The 19,902-nt window shown below is 36.7% G+C and carries 20 protein-coding genes and 1 pseudogene; 2 read left to right on the top strand and 19 right to left on the bottom strand.

The features are described 5' to 3' along the window. Positions 1 to 42: 42 nt before the first annotated feature. The 17 genes and pseudogenes from KSHG_RS08745 to KSHG_RS08660 form a co-directional block, all read right to left on the bottom strand. Positions 43 to 585 (bottom strand): hypothetical protein, encoded by a 543-nt coding sequence (locus tag KSHG_RS08745; RefSeq protein WP_010304655.1) that lies wholly within the window; start codon positions 583 to 585, stop codon positions 43 to 45. A gap of 204 nt (positions 586 to 789) precedes the next feature. Then, positions 790 to 1,341, bottom strand: a complete 552-nt coding sequence (locus KSHG_RS08740; protein WP_010304653.1) for a GNAT family N-acetyltransferase — start codon at positions 1,339 to 1,341, stop codon at positions 790 to 792. Between the two features lie 185 nt (positions 1,342 to 1,526). Further along, complete coding sequence (locus KSHG_RS08735) at positions 1,527 to 1,766, bottom strand: hypothetical protein (protein WP_010304651.1); 240 nt, start codon at positions 1,764 to 1,766, stop codon at positions 1,527 to 1,529. 493 nt (positions 1,767 to 2,259) lie between these two features. Beyond that, positions 2,260 to 2,730, bottom strand: coding sequence for a hypothetical protein (locus tag KSHG_RS08725; protein WP_010304647.1), 471 nt, complete (start codon positions 2,728 to 2,730; stop codon positions 2,260 to 2,262). A gap of 75 nt (positions 2,731 to 2,805) precedes the next feature. Continuing rightward, positions 2,806 to 2,970 (bottom strand): hypothetical protein, encoded by a 165-nt coding sequence (locus tag KSHG_RS18545; RefSeq protein ID WP_010304645.1) that lies wholly within the window; start codon positions 2,968 to 2,970, stop codon positions 2,806 to 2,808. A 187-nt stretch (positions 2,971 to 3,157) separates the two neighbouring features. After that, on the bottom strand, positions 3,158 to 3,481 hold the full coding sequence (locus tag KSHG_RS16590) for a hypothetical protein (protein WP_235728356.1): 324 nt from the start codon (positions 3,479 to 3,481) through the stop codon (positions 3,158 to 3,160). Positions 3,482 to 3,750: 269 nt separating this feature from the next. Then, positions 3,751 to 4,095 carry a DUF6176 family protein gene (locus KSHG_RS08710; protein WP_010304641.1) on the bottom strand — a complete coding sequence of 115 codons (345 nt, stop codon included), beginning with the start codon at positions 4,093 to 4,095 and terminating at the stop codon, positions 3,751 to 3,753. A 257-nt stretch (positions 4,096 to 4,352) separates the two neighbouring features. Then, a complete protein-coding gene (locus tag KSHG_RS08700; RefSeq protein WP_010304638.1) occupies positions 4,353 to 4,793 on the bottom strand; it encodes an ASCH domain-containing protein in 441 nt (146 codons plus the stop codon). Positions 4,794 to 4,948: 155 nt separating this feature from the next. Beyond that, positions 4,949 to 5,428: pseudogene (locus KSHG_RS19110) on the bottom strand (LysE family translocator). Positions 5,429 to 5,563: 135 nt separating this feature from the next. Continuing rightward, positions 5,564 to 6,145, bottom strand: coding sequence for a DUF1846 family C-terminal domain-containing protein (locus KSHG_RS18980; protein ID WP_261797765.1), 582 nt, complete (start codon positions 6,143 to 6,145; stop codon positions 5,564 to 5,566). Next, positions 6,111 to 7,073, bottom strand: coding sequence for a DUF1846 domain-containing protein (locus tag KSHG_RS18975; RefSeq protein ID WP_261797764.1), 963 nt, complete (start codon positions 7,071 to 7,073; stop codon positions 6,111 to 6,113). Before KSHG_RS18975 ends, KSHG_RS18980 begins: the two co-directional genes overlap by 35 nt. A 469-nt stretch (positions 7,074 to 7,542) precedes the next feature. After that, complete coding sequence (locus tag KSHG_RS08685; RefSeq protein ID WP_010304635.1) at positions 7,543 to 8,226, bottom strand: hypothetical protein; 684 nt, start codon at positions 8,224 to 8,226, stop codon at positions 7,543 to 7,545. 111 nt (positions 8,227 to 8,337) lie between these two features. Next, positions 8,338 to 11,514 (bottom strand): type I restriction endonuclease subunit R, encoded by a 3,177-nt coding sequence (locus KSHG_RS08680; RefSeq protein WP_010304633.1) that lies wholly within the window; start codon positions 11,512 to 11,514, stop codon positions 8,338 to 8,340. A 28-nt stretch (positions 11,515 to 11,542) separates the two neighbouring features. Further along, positions 11,543 to 12,766: a restriction endonuclease subunit S gene (locus KSHG_RS17750; protein WP_010304630.1), complete on the bottom strand. Its 1,224-nt coding sequence runs from the start codon at positions 12,764 to 12,766 to the stop codon at positions 11,543 to 11,545. Beyond that, positions 12,756 to 14,348, bottom strand: a complete 1,593-nt coding sequence (locus tag KSHG_RS08670) for a type I restriction-modification system subunit M (protein WP_010304627.1) — start codon at positions 14,346 to 14,348, stop codon at positions 12,756 to 12,758. The genes KSHG_RS17750 and KSHG_RS08670 overlap by 11 nt, the downstream gene beginning before the upstream one ends. A gap of 270 nt (positions 14,349 to 14,618) precedes the next feature. Further along, positions 14,619 to 15,371 (bottom strand): hypothetical protein, encoded by a 753-nt coding sequence (locus tag KSHG_RS08665; protein WP_010304625.1) that lies wholly within the window; start codon positions 15,369 to 15,371, stop codon positions 14,619 to 14,621. A 66-nt stretch (positions 15,372 to 15,437) separates the two neighbouring features. Next, positions 15,438 to 16,031, bottom strand: a complete 594-nt coding sequence (locus KSHG_RS08660) for a LysE family translocator (protein WP_042231718.1) — start codon at positions 16,029 to 16,031, stop codon at positions 15,438 to 15,440. A gap of 234 nt (positions 16,032 to 16,265) precedes the next feature. Between KSHG_RS08660 and KSHG_RS08655 the strand changes: the two genes are divergently transcribed. After that, on the top strand, positions 16,266 to 17,639 hold the full coding sequence (locus KSHG_RS08655) for a VanZ family protein (protein WP_010304621.1): 1,374 nt from the start codon (positions 16,266 to 16,268) through the stop codon (positions 17,637 to 17,639). A gap of 371 nt (positions 17,640 to 18,010) precedes the next feature. Then, complete coding sequence (locus tag KSHG_RS18320; RefSeq protein WP_154646891.1) at positions 18,011 to 18,184, top strand: hypothetical protein; 174 nt, start codon at positions 18,011 to 18,013, stop codon at positions 18,182 to 18,184. Between the two features lie 264 nt (positions 18,185 to 18,448). On the opposite strand, the gene KSHG_RS08645 is transcribed toward KSHG_RS18320, so the two are convergent. Next, positions 18,449 to 18,880, bottom strand: coding sequence for a hypothetical protein (locus KSHG_RS08645; RefSeq protein WP_010304619.1), 432 nt, complete (start codon positions 18,878 to 18,880; stop codon positions 18,449 to 18,451). A 126-nt stretch (positions 18,881 to 19,006) separates the two neighbouring features. Further along, the gene (locus KSHG_RS08640) at positions 19,007 to 19,819 is read right to left on the bottom strand and encodes an EVE domain-containing protein (protein ID WP_010304616.1); all 813 of its coding nucleotides are present in this window, start codon (positions 19,817 to 19,819) and stop codon (positions 19,007 to 19,009) included. Positions 19,820 to 19,902: the final 83 nt, after the last annotated feature.

The following is a 19,902-nucleotide window of genomic DNA, read 5'->3' as shown; positions in this document are numbered from 1 at the left end:
AAATAAAGCATTCTTCTTTTACCTGCTACTATATTTATAAATTTAATCTTCGTCACAAATAGGAAGTTTTTTAAAAGGATGATGATCCCTATTCGAAATAAAATCCCAACAATCTCCATCAGCATGAATAATTAAATGAAAAATCGGTTCTAAAAAGGTATTAAAATTAAATTCAAATTTTAAACTGGACTTCATCGGATTAACCGAAAGAATGTCTTTTTCTGATGAGATTACAACCATTTGACCGTTTGTAGCGTCTGAATATGCATAAGGAAAGCACTCTATGAATTCTTCTAACGTTTTAATTAAACCGATTGTATATTCATATTCAAAATGCAGCGTATTAATAATTTTTGTAGTTGAATGGTCACTTGAAAAGTTAGTCCACGCAGATGCCACTACATGAATATAGATTGGGAAAAAATCTAATTTTTTTATATAGGAAAGAAGAAGTTCCAACATATTTTCCTCTGAATAACTATTATAATTTGGATAGACACCAAATTTGATTAATTCTTGTTCGTTCGGATTAATGATTTTATAGTCATTCGAACTGCTTAATATGTTGCTTAAATAAAATTCCATAATATCTCCTCACCACACGCTTAATTTATAATTGTTATCTTTTTAATATAGACATTCTACCATTTTTCATAGTGGATTCGATATAAGAAGTAGCAACAGTAAATGGGACAAAAAGACCGACATAATAGACAAAATAAAAAGCCGCCCCAAATGAACGTTTGAAGCGGCGTTAGATCATACTCATGGCAATGGATGCACGTGATTTCACCGGCTGCAGTTTACCCGGTCAACATCTTCCGCCAAAATCGCCAAATAGTCCATATCTTCGTACACATCGTCTTTTAAAAATTCCTGTCTATGACGGCCTTCATAACGCATGCCAGACTTCTCCATGACTTTTCTTGAAGCGGCATTTCGTACCATGCAGCGGCTATAAATACGATTTAACTGATGCTCTTTGAAGCCGTATTCGATGATTCGTTTACACGCTTCGGTCGCATAGCCTTTGCCCCATTCCGCCACATCAATGAAATAACCAACTTCCGCATTTCGATGGTTTTTAGACACGGCAACTAAGCCACAGTTGCCGATATAGCGGTCATCTTCCTTTAAAAACACCGCAAACTCATAAGCTGATCCATTTTCAAAACTATGCTTCAAATAATCAATCCAACTGTCCACGACATCACGCGGATATGGGTGTGGAATCATAATCATCGTGTCCGCAATTTCCTTATGCTTTACAACCTCATAAATCGCATCCGCAAAATTAGGCTCATACGGCTTTAATCGTAAGCGCTCTGTTTCTAAAATCATTAATCTCTCCCCCTTTTGATTATGCATTAGACTACCACAAAATGGTAAATGAAAGCAATCACGTTTTCGCGACAAAAAAACACTACCCCTAATAGAAGTAGTGTTTCCTACATTATTTTGCGTGTATTTTCCAGAAAGCTCGTATACAAAAAAAGCAGCGTGTGCTACTTTTTGTCGTTCGGCCATTACGCGTCCATTTCCTTCTGCATCTCTGTCCATCTCGCCTTATATTTGGCTTTCGGAATGCCATGATACTGCTCATAGCGGCACATACGACACGAACAACGGATTTTATTCTTGCTAAGCGTCCCCTTTATAGGCATATGCTCGGGCTCTCGTTGCCACACATATTTTAATATAAACCATTTTCGTTGAATCGTTCTTGCTCGTTGTTGACGCGTATACGCTCTCGTTCGTTTGTTCATTTGAAACCGCTCCCTTGAAAGAAAACCGAGCTTGCAAAGCATATCAAGGGTTTACATAGCACGCCCTACAAGCTCGGGGTTTTTCTATTCAAAGATTCAAATAGATTCATCGCTTCGCTTCCATTCTATAAAAAATTTGATTCATACATTTTTCTATTTTCTCAAAAAATCTCTGACAATGCGAATAAAATAAACGCCCGCCAATAGTAAAAATAAAGCAATAATAAAATAAGTCATACTCGTCCTATAATATCCATCAAATGATTGTAAAAAAATAAATAAGAAAGCAAATGATAAATAAATAGCTGCTGCGATATGTTTCATTGAAGCATTCCCCCAACTTCCTAAATGGTCGCTATATTCTTCCATCGATAACGAAACAGAAACCATCTCCTATTTTCATTATAAACAGTTCCATTATGGAATGAAAGCTTCGTGTTGGATGCTTTGTATGTCAATTTGACATATACTTACATTATGAGAACGGAAGTTTCTAAAGCTTCACAACAAACATCTTATAGCTCTCGCCTTCTTCTTCCATCGTTTCATAACTGTTTATTTGATAATGGCGTACGTCGATCACATCCGTTACATAAGAAGGTAAGTCCCGTTTTACATCCACCGAATTCAGCGGCTGTTCATACGGGAAATTATTTTCATTCGGATTAGGTGAATGGATAAATAACGCATCCATAGAAGAATCTTCAGGAGATAGTTCAATCCATAGTTGATATGGCTTATCCCAATTTTCCAATTCTTTATTAGCCTCATGAAATAGATTAAATAAAGCTTGTATGTGTTGCTTTCTTATTTTTATCGAATCATTTCCATAGCCACAAAAATCTATATGGGTATGCCAAAAATCAAACCAGCTGTCCGTACTAAAATCTAAATCGTAATTCTTTACATGTGCCTCTTCTTTTAGATTGCGAAAATAACGTCGTTTCCCTCTAAATTTTTTCATTCGTAAACTCCTTTTAACATAATATAGAACGCAACTTCGTAGTGTATGCCCACTCCTCAAATAACGCGTATTAAGTTATTCGTTCGTTTCTTTTTGTTGTAATTTCAAACAAAGATAACCTACTATATATTCTCTTGATGTCATTTCTTCAATATCTTGATTTTCAACTAATTCATCAAATGTCTCCCATAGATTGTTCCATAATGCTGTGTCGACAAATTCTTGATATGGATGTTTCATTTATAAAATTCTCCTTCGATCATCGTTTCTGAATTGGCTCCAAACGCCTTTACTATAATAAGTAAAACATACTTTATTTCCTTTTCATACGTCTGTATAAAGAACTTTCACGAACTAAAAAAACCACGAATCTCAGTTCATGGCTTTTTCGTATTGCAGATATCCATCTAAAGAAAAGATGCAGCGCTTATTTAAAACCTTGACCGACCACTTTTTTTCCATGTTCATCTAAGTAAACGACGAGATCTCCATGTTTTGCGTTAGCTGTATCCAAGAACGTCACAACATAAACTTTCTTGCCGTCATAAGATGCAGCTAATGTACTTTTCGGGGCATCTTTCACGCTTATTTTTTCTACAGTAGAATTTGAAGGTGAAATCGTCAAATCTTGTTCTTCTTCATCTAAAGCCTCATACGCAACCATCTGTTTAGATGTAGTAGAAGTCGTTTCATCATCTGATGAAGCACAACCGTAAACACCTAATATCATGACGAATAACGCAATAGACATACTCATTTTTTCATTATAAAACTCCATTCTTCGTTATTATAACTATTTATTATAGACTTTTCTTCATTCATTTGGTTCCCACGTTGATTTTAAAATAGGCAGATTTTCATTTAAAAAACGGCTTTCTGTACGCTACTAAAAATAAGCATAGTGAACATTTCGATTTTAGAACATTCATCTCTATTCGAATGCTTATCCCATTACGTAAAAAATAGCTCGTATCGTAGATTTTCATCAGAACCGGGGTAAACAAATACAGCTATGACTGTTTATTTCATAGCTGCTTTTATTTTTTCAGGTATCATGACTACTTCCGTTTTTAAGTCCAATGAGCCAAACGTTTCATCGATGCATTCATCCCAAAATGCTAAATGCTTTTTATCAATCCAGTGTTCAGAATGTTCTACGTCTTCCCCACCTTCGCCTTGAACGGAATACCAATATAAATATTCCTCCCCATTTAATACTTCTCTAAAAATCGTTTCAACATACATTTTTTCACCTTCAAGTGTGACTAAAACATCTTTCATATGGTCGTTCAAGAAGGCCAACCATTCATCTACTCGTTCCGATTTATTTTTTTTAACGCGATAGCGTGTTAATTCTACGTTCATGTGCCTACCTCCTCTATATTTTCAAAGTCTATTTCGAATGTTCATTCTAAAATAACCATTTCATCATTCGTACAATTTGACGTGGTAGAAAGAATATGATGTCAAACGCAAAATTAAATCGGTCATTCTTTTTATATTTATCATTTTGTTCTGCTTTATACATTCGCTTTATGCCCCCTTTTGTTCTTGCTAAACTTTATAAAACGGGATGATTGTATTTCAGTAACAAGCTTCTTACATAAAATAAATAATCCGTCCTATTTCGAATAAACCTTCTTAAACGTTTCGCAAACGACTAACAGATCGGGCGTGAAGTCTTTCTGATAGTCTTTTAATAACTCGCTAAAAAAGGCTTCATGTGCATCCCACCAAAATGAGTAATCGCCTTCTCCTTCTGCTAGAGCAAATTCTTCGGATACTTCATTCATCGGCATCACGTCAACGGATTGGATTTGAATAATAGCTACCGGCTCGTCCGCTCCGTTTAAAACAATATAATATTCCCCTACTTGCGGTAATGCTTCTTTTTCTAACTCATAAAAAATGTAGCCCGACGTCGTTGCGGTTTTCTTTCCTTCAACGACTAAATCTGCGAGCCAATCTGCTGAAGCTCCAAACTGAAAGGCTTCTCGATAATTCAGATGTTCTTGCTTCGTAGCTACACAAAACTCATCCCAAAACGGTTGAATCGTATTCATTTCCACTCACTCCTTTATGTACTGCCTACTCTAAAAAAAGACACCGTATACGCCGAATGCGACTAATACCGCACCGGAAACATAATTTACGCACTTAAAAAACGATTCCCTACTCGCTTCGCTAACAGACCGGCCATCTGGCTCAGTAATAACCATCAGAAAACCGAGCCTAAGAAGACACCAGCGACTAACAAAAGACCGGCGATCGACGATTCATTTTTCGCCATGTCAAGACTAGAAAAGATTGCGAGGAAGGAAAGAATCGTCACCGGATTCGTCATCGTTAATAAAAACGTGGACGCATACGCCTTGAAAACATTCCGCCCTTTTCCTTTTGCCTTTGCCGCTTCTTCAGACGGTTTCGAGAAAAAGATACGTATGCCCAACTAGCATAAAAACACACTGCCGATTACGTGCAGCCAAGACTGCTGGTCGATTAAAAAATTCGTCACAATCGTCAACCCAAGTCCCGCTACTAAACCGTAGAATGCGTCAGCTGTCGCCGCCCCCAGTCCCGAAACGAAACCAATCCATCTGCCGTATTCAAGCGTTCGTCGTATGCATAAAACCCCAATCGGCCCTACAGGTGCAGCGATGCTGAAGCCGATAATGAGACCTTTTACGAATATTTCCAAAGTCATAACACATCACTAGATTTTTCAAAGTATTCTGTTTTTTCATACTACCATACATATGCTGAAAGAAAACCCCGCTTTTGAATGAACAGCATAAAAAAACCGCCCCCAATAAGGAGCGGTTTGTTCATTTACTTAGTTATAGTATAAGTTATCAGTTGGATAAACGGGATCATTCGTTAAATCGATGCCGAGTTTTTTGAAGGTTTGTTCATTTTCCGAATTTAATAACACGGTAGAATGCGCTTGTGTATCTTTTAAGTTTGGTAATTGTTTGTAAGCTAAATCAGAAGTAGGGTTTGTTACCGCACTAATGGCTAAGGCGATCAGTACTTCATTCGCAGTTAATGTTGGGATCCGGCTGTTCAAGTCATCTGTTTTCAAACGTTGAATCGTTTGTAAAATGACTGGTGATAATAAATCGATTTCATCGGCAATGTTCGCTAATTTTTTCAATCCATTTAAAATCGCAGCTGCAGAAGCATCCATTAAATTGGTCGTTCTACCTGTAATCATATCACCGTTTAGCAATTCGATCGCAATGACAGCTTGTGTATTCGTGCTATCTGTGCTCGCTTCGATTGTTTTTGCGTAATTACGCGCTGGTAATACAGGGGCACGGTCTTCTTTTTTCAAATTAATTTCTTCTAAAATGACTTGCATACGACTGACGCTATCTTCGTCAGCAAGACCTTTTTTTGTAGTCGTTTTCCACACGGAAACTACGACGAATAATTTCTTGTTTCGCCGCTTCTTGAACGACTGCATCGTCTGTAATACCTGATTTTAAGCGGTTAACGCCCATATCCGTTGGTGAAAGATAAACAGACTCTTTGCCTGTGATTTTTTCAATAATACGTTTGATGACAGGGAAAGTTTCCATATCACGGTTGTAATTGACCGCTACTTTTCCGTACGCTTCATAATGATAGTTATCAATCATGTTCACGTCTTTCAAATCAATCGTAGCTGCTTCATACGCAATGTTGACTGGGTGTTTCAGTGGTAAGTTCCAAACAGGGAATGTTTCAAACTTCGCATAGCCGACTTTATTCCCTCGTTTATTCTCGTGGTACATTTGGTTAAGACATGTTGCCAATTTACCGCTAGATGGACCTGGTGCTGTTACGACAACGATTGATTTTGTTGTTTTAATGTAAGGATTTTTCGCAAAGCCATCCTCGCCCATAACCGCTTCCACATTTGTAGGATAGCCATCGATTGCGGTATGTGTGTAAACGTTAATGCCGCTTCTTTCAAGCTTCGTCATAAACACTTTAGCTGTTGGTTGACCTTGGTAACGCGTCACTAAAACACTGTTGACAGAAATGCCACGTGATCGGTATTCATCGATTAAACGCAATACATCTTGGTCATACGTGATACCGTAATCTTCACGAACTTTATTACGCTCGATGTCTCCAGCGTACACGCAAATAATGATTTCAGCATTATCTTTTAATGTATCCAATAATTTGATTTTCGCATCTTCATCAAATCCAGGTAAAACACGCTTAGCATGTTTATCCCCGATTAATTTTCCGCCAAATTCCAAGTAAAGTTTATCGTACTGCTCTACACGCTCTAGGATATAGGCAGATTGTTCTTGTAAATATTTGTCTGAATCAAAGCCAATTTTTTTCATTTACTTCCGCTCGCTTTCTACACGTAAAACTTTCTCTTAAACCGATAGATGAAAACACCTTAAGAGAGAACATTAATGAAACTACATTCTTTATTATTTTGAACCATTCAACATTGAAAATCAATAATTTTTGAACGTTGCAATCGAATAATCACTCATACGAATGACCGTTTCTTCTATTTATTTACATTGAAGCATATTGATAGGAAATTTATAGCGGAAATAGGGTTATACGACCTTGACTCCGTCAATAGCTTTTCGCTCCTTATGCTCACTTTAAGGTCAGCAAAGAACGCTGATTTTTCGTTCCGCTACTGCGAAAGCTATGTGTCAAACGCTCAGAATCGTTAGCGTGACTAAAACTCTTACATGCTCTTATACAATCTTATAGGCATAAAAAAAGAGACAGCATATATCTCTTTTTATCAACTATCTAATTCTTACTTTATTCAATAAAATTTTTATGATTTTAATCTCCTAAATCATATTCTAACTTCGAAAATTGATAACTTGTATCAAAATCAAGATTGATTAATTTGCCTAAATCATAACTTTTTTGTTTATAAATTTCTTTCATGAATTGTAAGAAAATATAACGACAAGCATACAACTCACTTATTGAATCCTTTTCTTCTCTTAAATCGTTATACTCAATTTCTTCATTAAGAGAATCATGTGTAATTGCTTCAAATTCTAAATTCGTATGCCACATAAAATCTAAAAAACTTTGTAACACCGTTTTTTTATACTCATCTAATGTAAAAGTAGCGAATACTTGGTTTTCATAACGAAATTCAACTAATTTTTTATGATACAAAACTACGATTTTATAATTATTCAGAATATTATAGTCTGTATAAAACAACAAATATTCATTTATTTCAATAGATTTCTCTTTTGGTAACAAACTTAAAACTAAATTAAACCAAAACACATATAATTCATCTACATCTGCATTAAAAGGCAAAGGTTTTCCATCTATACAAATAACTACTTTCCCTCTAGGATATCCAGAAGTTCGTCCAAACTCATAATTAAATACATCTACATCTTCCAAATGCGTCATTTCTATATAACCTGGATACTCTTGATCGACATCTAATTCTTCTTTTTCTGGTGGTATGTTAATGTACGATTTAATTTCTAATTTCATATTTTTACTCCTTATCGTTCTTACTATTTAACATAAAAAAGACGCTACCGATTGGCAACGTCATTTTTATTTGAGAAATAAGACAATGATGTCCTAAGTTTCACTCATTCTCTAACGCAATTCTTCGTCTAAAGGCGTAATATGTTCGTCCAGACTTTTACGCCATTGACGTTTCATTTCCGGACCGTATTTCAACGGTTTAGCATCGGGATGTACCGCTTTATATTGGTCAAATCGCTTACTGTCGATAATTCCGCCAATATTTGGAATGGGATCTGCGCCCAAAATGTACTGCATAGCGGATGTATGAAGCTGTTCTTCATCGACAAACCAATTTTTCGCAAATGCTGTAATGACTTCATTACGTGCCTTTGTGAAGAAACTCCGTTTAACGACAAAAATATCTTCATCCTCATCGATTTGTTTCGTATCAATTCCGTGTAAAATTTGACGATAAATGTCTTTCACGACATCAGATTTTTTCATCTTTTGAAGTGCCGTTTCAATTTCTTCACGAATGTCTGTATTGTTAGCAGAATACGTACCTAATAATTGGTCAATATATGCTGAATCAATGTCATAGAGATTGCTAACGCCATCACTATAAAATTCGATTTCAGAAAAACGATTCGTCGTATACGTTTCGGCTTTTTCATTTATGAGCGCACCTTTTACCGTATTGTAAGAGCCGACATACACTTCCAATGCTCTCGCTTGATCGGCTAATGCCGCTGATTGTTCAATGTCATTGTTGTATTCATCATAAGTAACGAGTGCTTCGTACGAATTGTTGAATTCTTGGAACGCTTTCACAAAGTCGATTTGATCTTCTAATGAAGAATGCTCATCGACATCTGTCGGTTCGGTCGCTACGTGTTTCAACGCACGGTATGCTTTTTTAAAGCGCTTCTTCGATTCCTCATACGTTGGATAAACTAAATTCGTTTCTTCTTGTTCATGTGAATACAATTTCGTCGCAGCCGCTACGTTTTCTTCCATTGTAAAAGGTTTTCTAAATGTGACGATTAACCCTTTTGTCTTTTCTGGATATGTGCGGTTTGTTCTGGAGAATGCTTGAATTAAATTCGCATAACTTAAATTACGATCAACAAATAATGTTTGAATCGTAGGCGCATCAAAGCCCGTTAATAAACGATCGACGACGATAACTAGGTCGACCTGCTTCCCGAATTGTTTGAACTCGGCTCGCTTACGTGCTAGGCGATTATTAATATCGCCATTGTACCGTTCGATATCTTCAATAGACCACGCTGTATGATAGTACTCATTGTAGTTTTGAATGATGTCTTTCATTTCGTCTTGATTATGATTCGCATCTTCTTCATTTTCTTGTAGAGAATACGTAATCGCAATACGTGGGAAGTCGGCATCTACGATCGTACGCCCATTTCGAATAGGACGGTCTTTAAATTCTTTCTCCATCCAATCCGGCTCTTTCGTCATCTCTTTAATCGCATGATAATAACGTTTCGCCATATCAATGGAACTCGTCGTTAAAATAGCAGACTTTTGCGGACGACCATTTTTAAAATCAAATTTCATATACGCATTGTCTGGACGGAAAATTTTATGCAGCACTTTTTGAATATGCTCATCCGTTTCATAAATCGTATTTTCAATATGAGATTCCTTTTCTAAAGGGTCCATTTGATCAATTTGTTCATTCGCCGCATTGCACGCCGCTAAATAAGCGTCTCCTGATAATTCGCTATCTTCTGTCGGCGCTAATTGATTGTAAATATAATTGTCTAAAGAAGTCGGTTCGATTGTAGATTCATGTTCTACTTGGAACCCTAATACAGCCCCGTCATCTAACGCATTTTTAATCGTATACGTATGTAACACTTCTCCGTACTGGTCGAACGTTGTGCGGGCTAACTTCCCTTTCGCTTGTTTCTTATTTTCTTCAAATATGGGTGTGCCGGTAAAGCCGAACCACGTAGAATTCGGGAAGAACTCTTTAATCGACTGCATCCCTTCTGCACTTAATGCTCGGTGACATTCATCGACGACGAAGACGATATGCTGACCTAATAGTTTTTCAAAACGATTCGTACCACTCGCTTCTTCTTGTTTTTTCGCATAACGCAGTGCCGCATCTAATTTTTGACGTGTTGTGACGATAACTGTACTAGAATTCGCATCTGCCAGCAAAATTTTGCTTAACTCTCTCGAACTTCCCGTACCGACGATTAAACTATTCGATTTCGCATTTCCGGATGAAATGCCCGTGTTGTATTCCGAAGCAAACTTCGTAAATTCACTCGTCGTTTGGCTGTCTAAATCTTTCCGGTCAATGAGCATAATCGTGCGGTCGACACCTGATTTACGTGCTAATAATTTCGTCGATACGAAACTCGTTAACGTTTTACCTGAACCGGTCGCATGCCAGACATACCCCGACTGATGTTTCGAAGCGGCTGTAAATAACGCCTCAATCGCATGAATTTGATACGGATGTAAGACCATTAACACTTTATTATCTTGGTCTTCGCTCACGATCGTATAATTCGCAATTAAACGATGCGCATCTGGAATGTTTAACACTTGCTTCACAAATTCATAAAGGTTATCGACTTTTCGGTTATTCGTCGTACGCCAGCTGAATAAAAATTTCTTATGCATATTTTTCGGCAAGGCATTCGCAAAATAACGTGTCGTCTGTTCATTGGAAATGACAAAGAGCTGTAGCGTAGAGAAAATATTATTACGGAACATCCCTTCCTCCGCATACTTTTTCACTTGGTTAAATGCTTGGTACACGCCGTCTTTTGCGGTAGCTTGCTTCAACTCAATTTGCACAATGGGCAAGCCATTAATTAAAAGCGTCACATCAAAACGACGATCCCGTGCATCCAACGTCGATTTTTGTTTCGCAATTTGGTGGACGACTTCATACGTTGAAATACCGCCCCCAATATCTTGATTCGAATATAAAATAACCGACAGAGAGCCAAGCGAACTATCTTCACGCTCAATCGTAATACGTGAAATGCCATTCTCCCCTTTGAGCCATTTTGCCGCTTCAAAAGGTGTTTTGGTTTTGGATAGTAATTCTGTTTTAATCTTATCGAATTCGTGGTCAGTGAGTGGATGTTCGCCAATTTCGGCTAAATTATTTTGCGTAATCTTTTGGCGTAAGTTATTCCAAAGTGCTTCTTCAGACTTTAAATCCGGACGATAATTCCACTGATTATGCCCCTCACCTAACACCTCAATTAATCGGCGTTCAATCTCTAACTCATCTGTATGTGTAATAGTAGCCATCTTTTCTCCCCCTCCCAATTTGAATTAATTAAACAAACATTTTCTGTAGAAAAGCCTTCTTCGTTTCTTTTAATGCATCCAGTTCTTGTTCGTGTAAGGCGATGGTGTCATCTAGTTGTTTGAAGAAAGAGCCGATTTTGGTTTGTTCTTCAATATTTGGCGAAGTGATTATCACATCAGCGATTATTTGTTTGTTTAGACCACCTCTTGTTCCATCCCCAGATGAAATCATTCGAAGTTCCTCATAACGTTTAACAAGATTTTGATAGACAAACTCATAATGTAAACTTTTATTCGGTTCAATTGCTGCAATAGATTGATTTGTAGTTATTGCAACATTATTTATCGCCACAGTCCCTCTGGTTTTACCTTGTCCAGCTAATGCTATCAAAATTGAATATGGTTTAACCCATCGTGCACTAGAATTCTTCAACCCTTCTAGTGAAATCATGTTATCTGTACTATCCAAACGGTGCTTATTTACTTCGCCTGATGACATCCAAGGAACTTCTTTTGGTTCCCAATAACTTGTAATAGAAGTTTTAGGGGTTCCTCCGGTTAAAATCTCAGAATGTTCACCTAATTTCCGTTCTTCCCACGCCCCACTAAACCCTGGGAACCTCAATTCAGGAACGGTTTCGCCTTCTTTTGGAAACATTTTTTGCAAGAACCCTTGTTTTGTTTGTTTTAAGATGTCGAGTTCTTGCTGCTGTAGGGCGATGGTGTCGTCTAGTTGTTTGAAGAAAGAACCGATTTGGGTTTGTTCTTCGAGGGAAGGTATGTGAACTTTTATTGATGATAAAGTAGAAAATTGAACTCTTTGTTTCTCAATCAAAGAACCTGTTGCATATAATTTATATTTTTTGATGGCATTTGCAGATATTAGCCAAGTTCCAAAATAACTATTGCTAAATCCTTCATTCATATTCATAGTAACGTAGTATCCCGAAACAGCAACACTTTTATTCAGACTATTAAATCCAACAGCTCCTATTGTAATGTTCATTGGATTGTAAACTATTTCTCCTGAATGAACTATTTTAAATTTGTCATTTTTTTTAACCAAAGCATCCCTATTATACCTATCAGTTTTAGGCGTTAACCCATTTTGGACTGTAACACTCCATAATTCTAAATTAGATTTACTAGGATTTACATATTCGACAGTTTGATTAAAAACCTCTCCTAATTTCCGTTCTTCCCATTCCCCACTAAACCCTTCAAACCTCACTTCTGGTATATTATTCGCCACGTTTAAACACCTCTAATGCGCCGTTGATCCACTCTTCATTTTCTTTATCGTATTGTAGGGAAGAAATCATATCGAAAAGGCTTGATTGTAGTGCTTCTTTTTCTTTGCGGATGCTTTGGATATTCGCACCAACTGCGGCCATATCCACTGGTTCTTCTTCTTCAAACGTATCGACATAGCGTGGAATGTTTAAGTTAAAATCATTTTCTTCAATTTCAGCAAATTCCGCAACATGGGCGTATTTCTCCACATTTTCGCGCGCTTTATACGTTTCTACTATCTTATTAATATGCTCATCCGTTAATTCATTTTGGTTTTTGCCTTTTTTGAAATCATTACTTGCATCAATAAATAACACGTCACGTGTCGTACGGTTTTTCTTCAAAATAATAACAGTCGTTGGAATCGATGTACCGAAAAATAAGTTCGCTGGTAAACCGATAATCGCATCAATACTACCGTCTTCTAATAATTTCTTACGAATGACGCCTTCCGCTGCACCGCGGAATAGCACACCATGTGGTAAAACAATCGCCATTGTGCCTGAATCTTTCAAATGATAGAAACCATGTAATAAAAAGGCGAAATCTGCTTTTGATTTCGGTGCTAATTTACCGTAACGGTTGAAACGAGAATCATCTAAAAATGTATCGTCTGCTGACCATTTCGCAGAGTACGGTGGATTCATTAATACCGCATCAAATGTATACGGTTCACTCGTTGGCCAGTCTTTGTTCAACGTATCCCCATTACGTAAATTCATATCTTCTTTATCGACACCGTGTAAAAGTAAATTCATTTTCGCTAAATTGAACGTTGTCGTATTTAATTCTTGCCCGTGATATTTCATGCTTTCTGGGTGGTTAATATAGTTTCTAACATTGAGCATTAATGACCCAGATCCCATCGTTGCATCAAATACGCTAAATAGCTTCTTCTCTTCTTGTCCAATGGCTACAATTCGTGCCATCATGACCGATACAGCGTGTGGTGTATAGAATTCACCCGCTTTTTTACCCGCTTCCGAAGCGAATTGGCTAATTAAGAACTCATAAGCGTCTCCGATGACATCTCCATTATGTCCAAGTACGTCGACATCATTTAATTTTTTCAACACTTCCGTAATCGTAATATTACGTTGTTGGTCATCTGAACCTAATTTTTTCGACTGTAAATCGACATCATCAAATAGCCCGTTGAACTGGTCAAATTTCGTTGAAAGGTCGATAAATGCTTTATTCAAATCATTTAATTGGAAAATATTTTGCTTCGCTTGATCTGTTAGGACATTGAATAAATAATTCGGCTCGATATCATAGCCTAATGTATCGATTAACGTTTCGATTAAATCGTCTTTAATGTCCGCATCCGCTAATAAATCGCGGTACAGTTGCACTTGCTTGTCTGGTGTATCAAATGCTTCGATTGATTCATCCGCTACCTCTACGACTTTTACGAGTAATTTATCTGATAAATACTTATAGAAGATTAGTCCTAGTAAGTAGTTCTTGTATTCTGATGCATCCATTTTACTGCGTAAGTTATCCGCAGCACTAAACAATTTTGTATGTAAATTATCCATGTTAAACCTCACTTATTGTTGTATTTCTTTAGGTGTTTGTTCTATTTATATAGAAGCTCACTCACTGATTAGTATATCATTTTTATGTCATTACGAATGTAAAATTACATATTTCATATGCCTCGTCCTATGAAAAAAGAGACTGGAACAAAACACGTCATTTTCCTTTTTTAGCGTTCGCAACGAAAAACCGGAACCACGCCACGATTCCGGTTTTTCTTATGCTCATATGAGAGATGATTTCTACACGTATGTCTCAGCCTCTCCTTCTTAATATCCTATAACGTCTTTTTTCACTTGTTCGATTATTTCAGAATCAATGCTATCAATAGCAAGCATATACACTTGATTCAACCGAGGATTAAATATCCCTAAATTTTCGATTTGATCAAATTCGGGGTGAATCGAATGAATTCCCATTAAGTAATACATCATTAATTGCAACGTATGTTTGTTCGTTGGCATATTTTTGGACACTTTAAAATCCCACAATGTATGTTCTGTTAAAAAGTCGCCATCCCCTGTACGAACCTTATCCGTATAACCTCCTTCAAACGTAAATCCATCTTTTACAACAGGACCATACTGTTCAAAAAAATGAATCCCACGATTGACCATAATTCTTATGTTGGAGATTGTTTCTTTATTAGGATTAATTTCTTCTACAGGTTTATAAGAATTTATACCGCCGCGATAAACTGTATCAAAACCTACCAACTTACACGTACTAATAATCGAATCATCATCTACACCTCGTATAGAGTCCAACAAGTCATTTGCTAAATCTAATTTTTGGATATTGTATGCTCCTTGCAGTGAAAATTCAAATACTTTTTGAATAGGCGTACCAGTCAAAAACCTTGTTAAATAATCGACCGCTATCCCGATTAAAGTGGCATGAACATTTTCATTTGGATATAGCTCCTGCATATCCGATAAATCCGTCACTGTAAATGCTTTAGGTTTAATGTAACCGCCTCTCGGTTGTTTAATTTCTTTAATTCGATTTGTCACAGATACCATCTAAAACGCCCCATTTCATTTTTTGTAAAACCTTTTACTCTATTACAGTCCTTTCAAATAACCATATTAAAAAAACAATGCATACACGCCAAACCCGAGCAAAATAAAGCCTGATATGTAATTAATGACGCGTAACGAACCGTCGCTGATGCGCTTCGCGAATATTCCGGCGATATTGCTAAGAAGTAGCCACCATAATGCTGAACCGACAAAGACGCCGATGACTAGAAGCAAGCCTTGTGACGTCGTATGATTCGTTGCCATTCCGAGTCCCGAAAAGATAGCAAGGAACGCTAAAATCGTGACCGGATTCGTAATTGTTAGTAAAAAAGTTGACGCGTAGGCTGTCAAAAGATTGCCATCTTTTGCTTTCGCTGCTGTTTGCGAAGATTTTGACGCAATGATGTTGATGCCTAAATAACATAAAAATAACCCGCCGATCCAATGTAGCCAATCTTGTTGACCGATTAAGAAATTCGTAACGATTGTCAACCCGAGCCCCGCTATGAAGCCATACAATGCATCGGCTGTCGCAGCCCCTAATCCCGAAACAAAGCCCATCCGTTTTCCATGTTCAAGCGTTCGGCGAATACATAAAATCCCGATTGGTCCTACTGGCGCAGCGATGCTGAAGCCGATAATGAGTCCTTTTATTAACATGTCCAAAAATCTGTCACCCCTGCCTATTCCCCCAAAAATTTAACGTGATTTATCGTCTTTTCATACTAGCACATATTCATAGCGTTCAAGAAAAACAGTGGGCTTATTTTTTAATACATTTTGTACTTTTAGTAATGAAATGAGGAGATAATTTGTATTTTAAAACCATTTATGGAACTTTTTACAAATATAAGCCGTTCCTCTATAATGCGAGCTATTAAAGGAGGAGAGAATTTGAAATTAGAAGAAATTGTTCGTATGTTACAACAAAACTTATTACTCGGACTTGTTGCGACAGCCATCATCTGTTTGATTCTTTTTTTATCGTATCGTTATATTTATGTAAGAAAATTTGCAAAAGGGCATCGAGTCTCTCGGAAAAAAATGTTCCTATTCACCCTACTCATACTCTACATCACCTCTGTTTGTGCACTAACTTTGTTAAGTCGAGGTGCCAATTATAACGGAATCGTTAATTTAGCCTTATTCAGTTCATACCGCGAAGCTTGGTACACATTCAGCTTGCGAAACTGGGAATACATTTACTTTAACATCCTCATGTTCGTTCCATTTGGAATTTTACTACCACTCCTATTTAAACGATTTACTTCCTTACCTTGGATGCTTCTCGCCGCAATTATATTTACCGGGTTCATTGAATCCATTCAGTACATAACAGGTACCGGCATCTTTGAATTGGACGACTTATTCAATAATTTATTAGGCGCATGCATCGGCTTCGGAATCGTCAAGGCTTGTATGAACAAACGCTGGTATACCCGACTTTTAGCTACACTTCCTTTGCTACTCGTCATCGTGCTATCAGCGGCTATGTTACTTTATTACGACCAAAAAGAATTTGGAAATTTAGCAAGCACCCCTGTTTCTAAAGCGCATATGAAAGAAGCCAACGTATCGACAGAAATTTCTTTTGATTCTACTTCACACGTTGCAAACGTCTACAAAGCTCCTCGATTAACGAAGGAAGAAGCCAAACAAAAAGCATATGCATTTTTTAAAGAAATGAATATTGATACATCCTCTATCGAAATTATTGATTATCAAAATGAAGCGCTTTACCGCTACAATGGTGAAGAGGCTTACTCAATTTATATCTACTATTTAGACGGTTCTTACAACACATATAACTATTCAGAATTAGAAGCATCCCTTATGGATACGACGGAAGAAACATTGCGCAGCGAATTGAAAAAAATGGCGATTACTATTCCAGAACAGGCTCAGTTCAAACGAATGGATAAAGGGCAATACAAATGGTTTCTCCATCAATTTGCGACGGATCATCAACTAATCGACGGCACATTAACACTTGATTATACGACCAACCATGCTATTCAGAGCATCGAAAATAACCTTATCTATTACGAAAAAGTAAAAGAAGTATCGATAAAGAGTGAAAAACAAGCTTATGATGAATTACAATCCGGTCAATTTAATGTATATGACCGCAACATCAAAGACTTACACGTGAAAAAAATCACGCTCGACTATGAACTTGATTCAAAAGGATTTTATCAACCTGTCTACGTTTTCAACGTCATTCTTAATGGAGAAAAAACGACGCTCACAATCGCAGCCATTGATTAATCCATGCATAAATTGTATAATTATACATATAAGTGATTCAATCTATACGATAATTAAAAACAAGGAATGTTCTCATGAAATTATTAAAAAATCATATATTAAAGTTCTCTTGCTTCTCTTATTTGCTTTAATCGGTCTATCATTTATTTTTTGGAAAGATGGCATACAAGCTGTAAAAGAAGTATCGATTTATATGATAATCGGCTGCTCTTTCATTCTCCTTTGCACATTTGTTAAAAAACGTTACGATTAACAATAAAAACGACATGCTCTAATAGGCATGTCGTTTTTTTGTCGAATGAGAAGAAAACCCCATTTATCTCAAAACTTACTACATGGTATAGTTGTACAAATAAAGTTTGGAGGGTCCTATGAAGAAAATACTTGTCATTTTATCAATCGGCATCTCATTTATTTTAGTTGGATGTAATCAAGCTAGTACAGAAGACGAGGGTAGTTCTGCAATGATCGTCATCGTTAATGACGCGGAATATAGCGGAACAGAAGATCCATTCGATGCATCGAAACCAATCGGAGAAAAATAAGTACCATCACAAAACAAACGAAGGCAACCGAGCTGCCTAAAGAAAATAATCAATCCAATTACTTCCCTGTCGAATCGACCATCTATTCCGTAAAAGGAACAGAAGATTATATAATCGTAGAAGACGATGAAAATAAAAAATGGCTTTTGCAAAAAGTGAGAGAGCTTGAGTAGTGTTTTAGTTATTAGGTTCTATCACATAAAAAACGACATGCCTTTGATTGGCATGTCGTTTTTGTTATGTTTCTTACATATAGGCAAAAAATTATAATTCTATTTCCATTTGATCTTCCCATTCGCCGGTCACTAGATTTAGCGCATCTTCTTCATCTAATATTCTAAAATAAATAGGTAAATTCAAAGTAATTTCAGCTTGATCAAAACATTTTTTGACCCAATTTCCATATTCTTTTATAGTAATTTCTTCTAAACCATTGTCACTATAAAATTCACTAAACATTTCTTCTTCTTTTTCATTAAAGTTTTTTGAATCTTCATCATAAAGAGCAAAATCAGTAAGTAATGTCACATTAAAAGTATAATCACTACCTTCAACTGGATGAACTGAATCAAACATATCTTCATTCGCTTCTAAAAAAAGATGAATATCATCTAAAGTAAAATATGCCCATGCTACTAAAACAGCCGCTTCTTCTGGAAATTGAACATGTTCTAAACCCTTAAAAGATTCAATCAACTCATTTGATTTTTTCTAAATTAAATCTAACCTCTTCTACATAGTTTTCTACACTAAACATTTTAAAAACCTCCGATTATATGAATGATACGGCAAATCTAAATAGCCTAAACGATCGAATATTATTTACATATGCCTATTCTCTTCTAATAATTCCTTAAGTTCTTTTACAGTCAGTACGTGCTGTGGATCTCGGTGAATCATACGATGACAGTTAGCACAAAGCGGTATAAGGTCGGTTTCGGGATGAACGAGTGTTTCTTTTGTAATATGAAGTGGTTTGATGTGGTGTACTTCAATAAAATTTCGTCCCCGTTCGCCGTATACTTTTTCAAAGTCGAAACCACATGCCTGACAAGTCGTGCCATGTATTTCAATAGCCCTTTTACGATTAGCGGCATTACGTTCATAGCGCTGACCATAATAGGTTTGTATTTTCCCTTCAATTCGACCACTTTCGATGGCAGCCGCTTGTAAATCATCTTCTACCGTTGGGCCGTCCCAAAGTTTTTGAAGAATCGTCGCATGTTCTTTACTAATTAAATAGTTTGTATTAACAGGATTTCTTAAAATCAATAGATTCGCTAATGGCTCATTCTCTAATAAATCGATTCGTTTAATACGAGGCGCTAAATCAACGTCCAACACATCTAAATCGATTGAGGCAAATTCGTCTCGCACCGTGTCTACTGTCCAATGAGCCGAACGATTGTCTGTTTGTTCGACAGTATACGGTTCCGAAACAACTATCGTTTTTGCAACAATTCCCCCAGTCCCTCGTTTGCCGCCATCCGAACGCCAAATATAAACGATGTCCCCGCTTTGTAACTGATTCACGAAATGTTTCTGACGTACAGACCACGTAATAATTTTTTCTTCTTTTAAATATGTATCTATATCGAAATGTTTTGGGTTCCCTTGAAAAATCCATGTTTGCATAAAACCTGACTCCCTTTTTAACAACAATGTATAAGATTCATTTTAAACTTCTCTAAAGTGAATTGAAAGACTTGAGAAAAGGA

Origin of the sequence: Kurthia senegalensis (assembly GCF_000285595.1) — a bacterium.
In the GTDB taxonomy this organism is placed as follows: Bacteria; Bacillota; Bacilli; order Bacillales_A; family Planococcaceae; genus Kurthia; species Kurthia senegalensis.
This window is presented reverse-complemented; position numbering and strand designations above follow the sequence as displayed.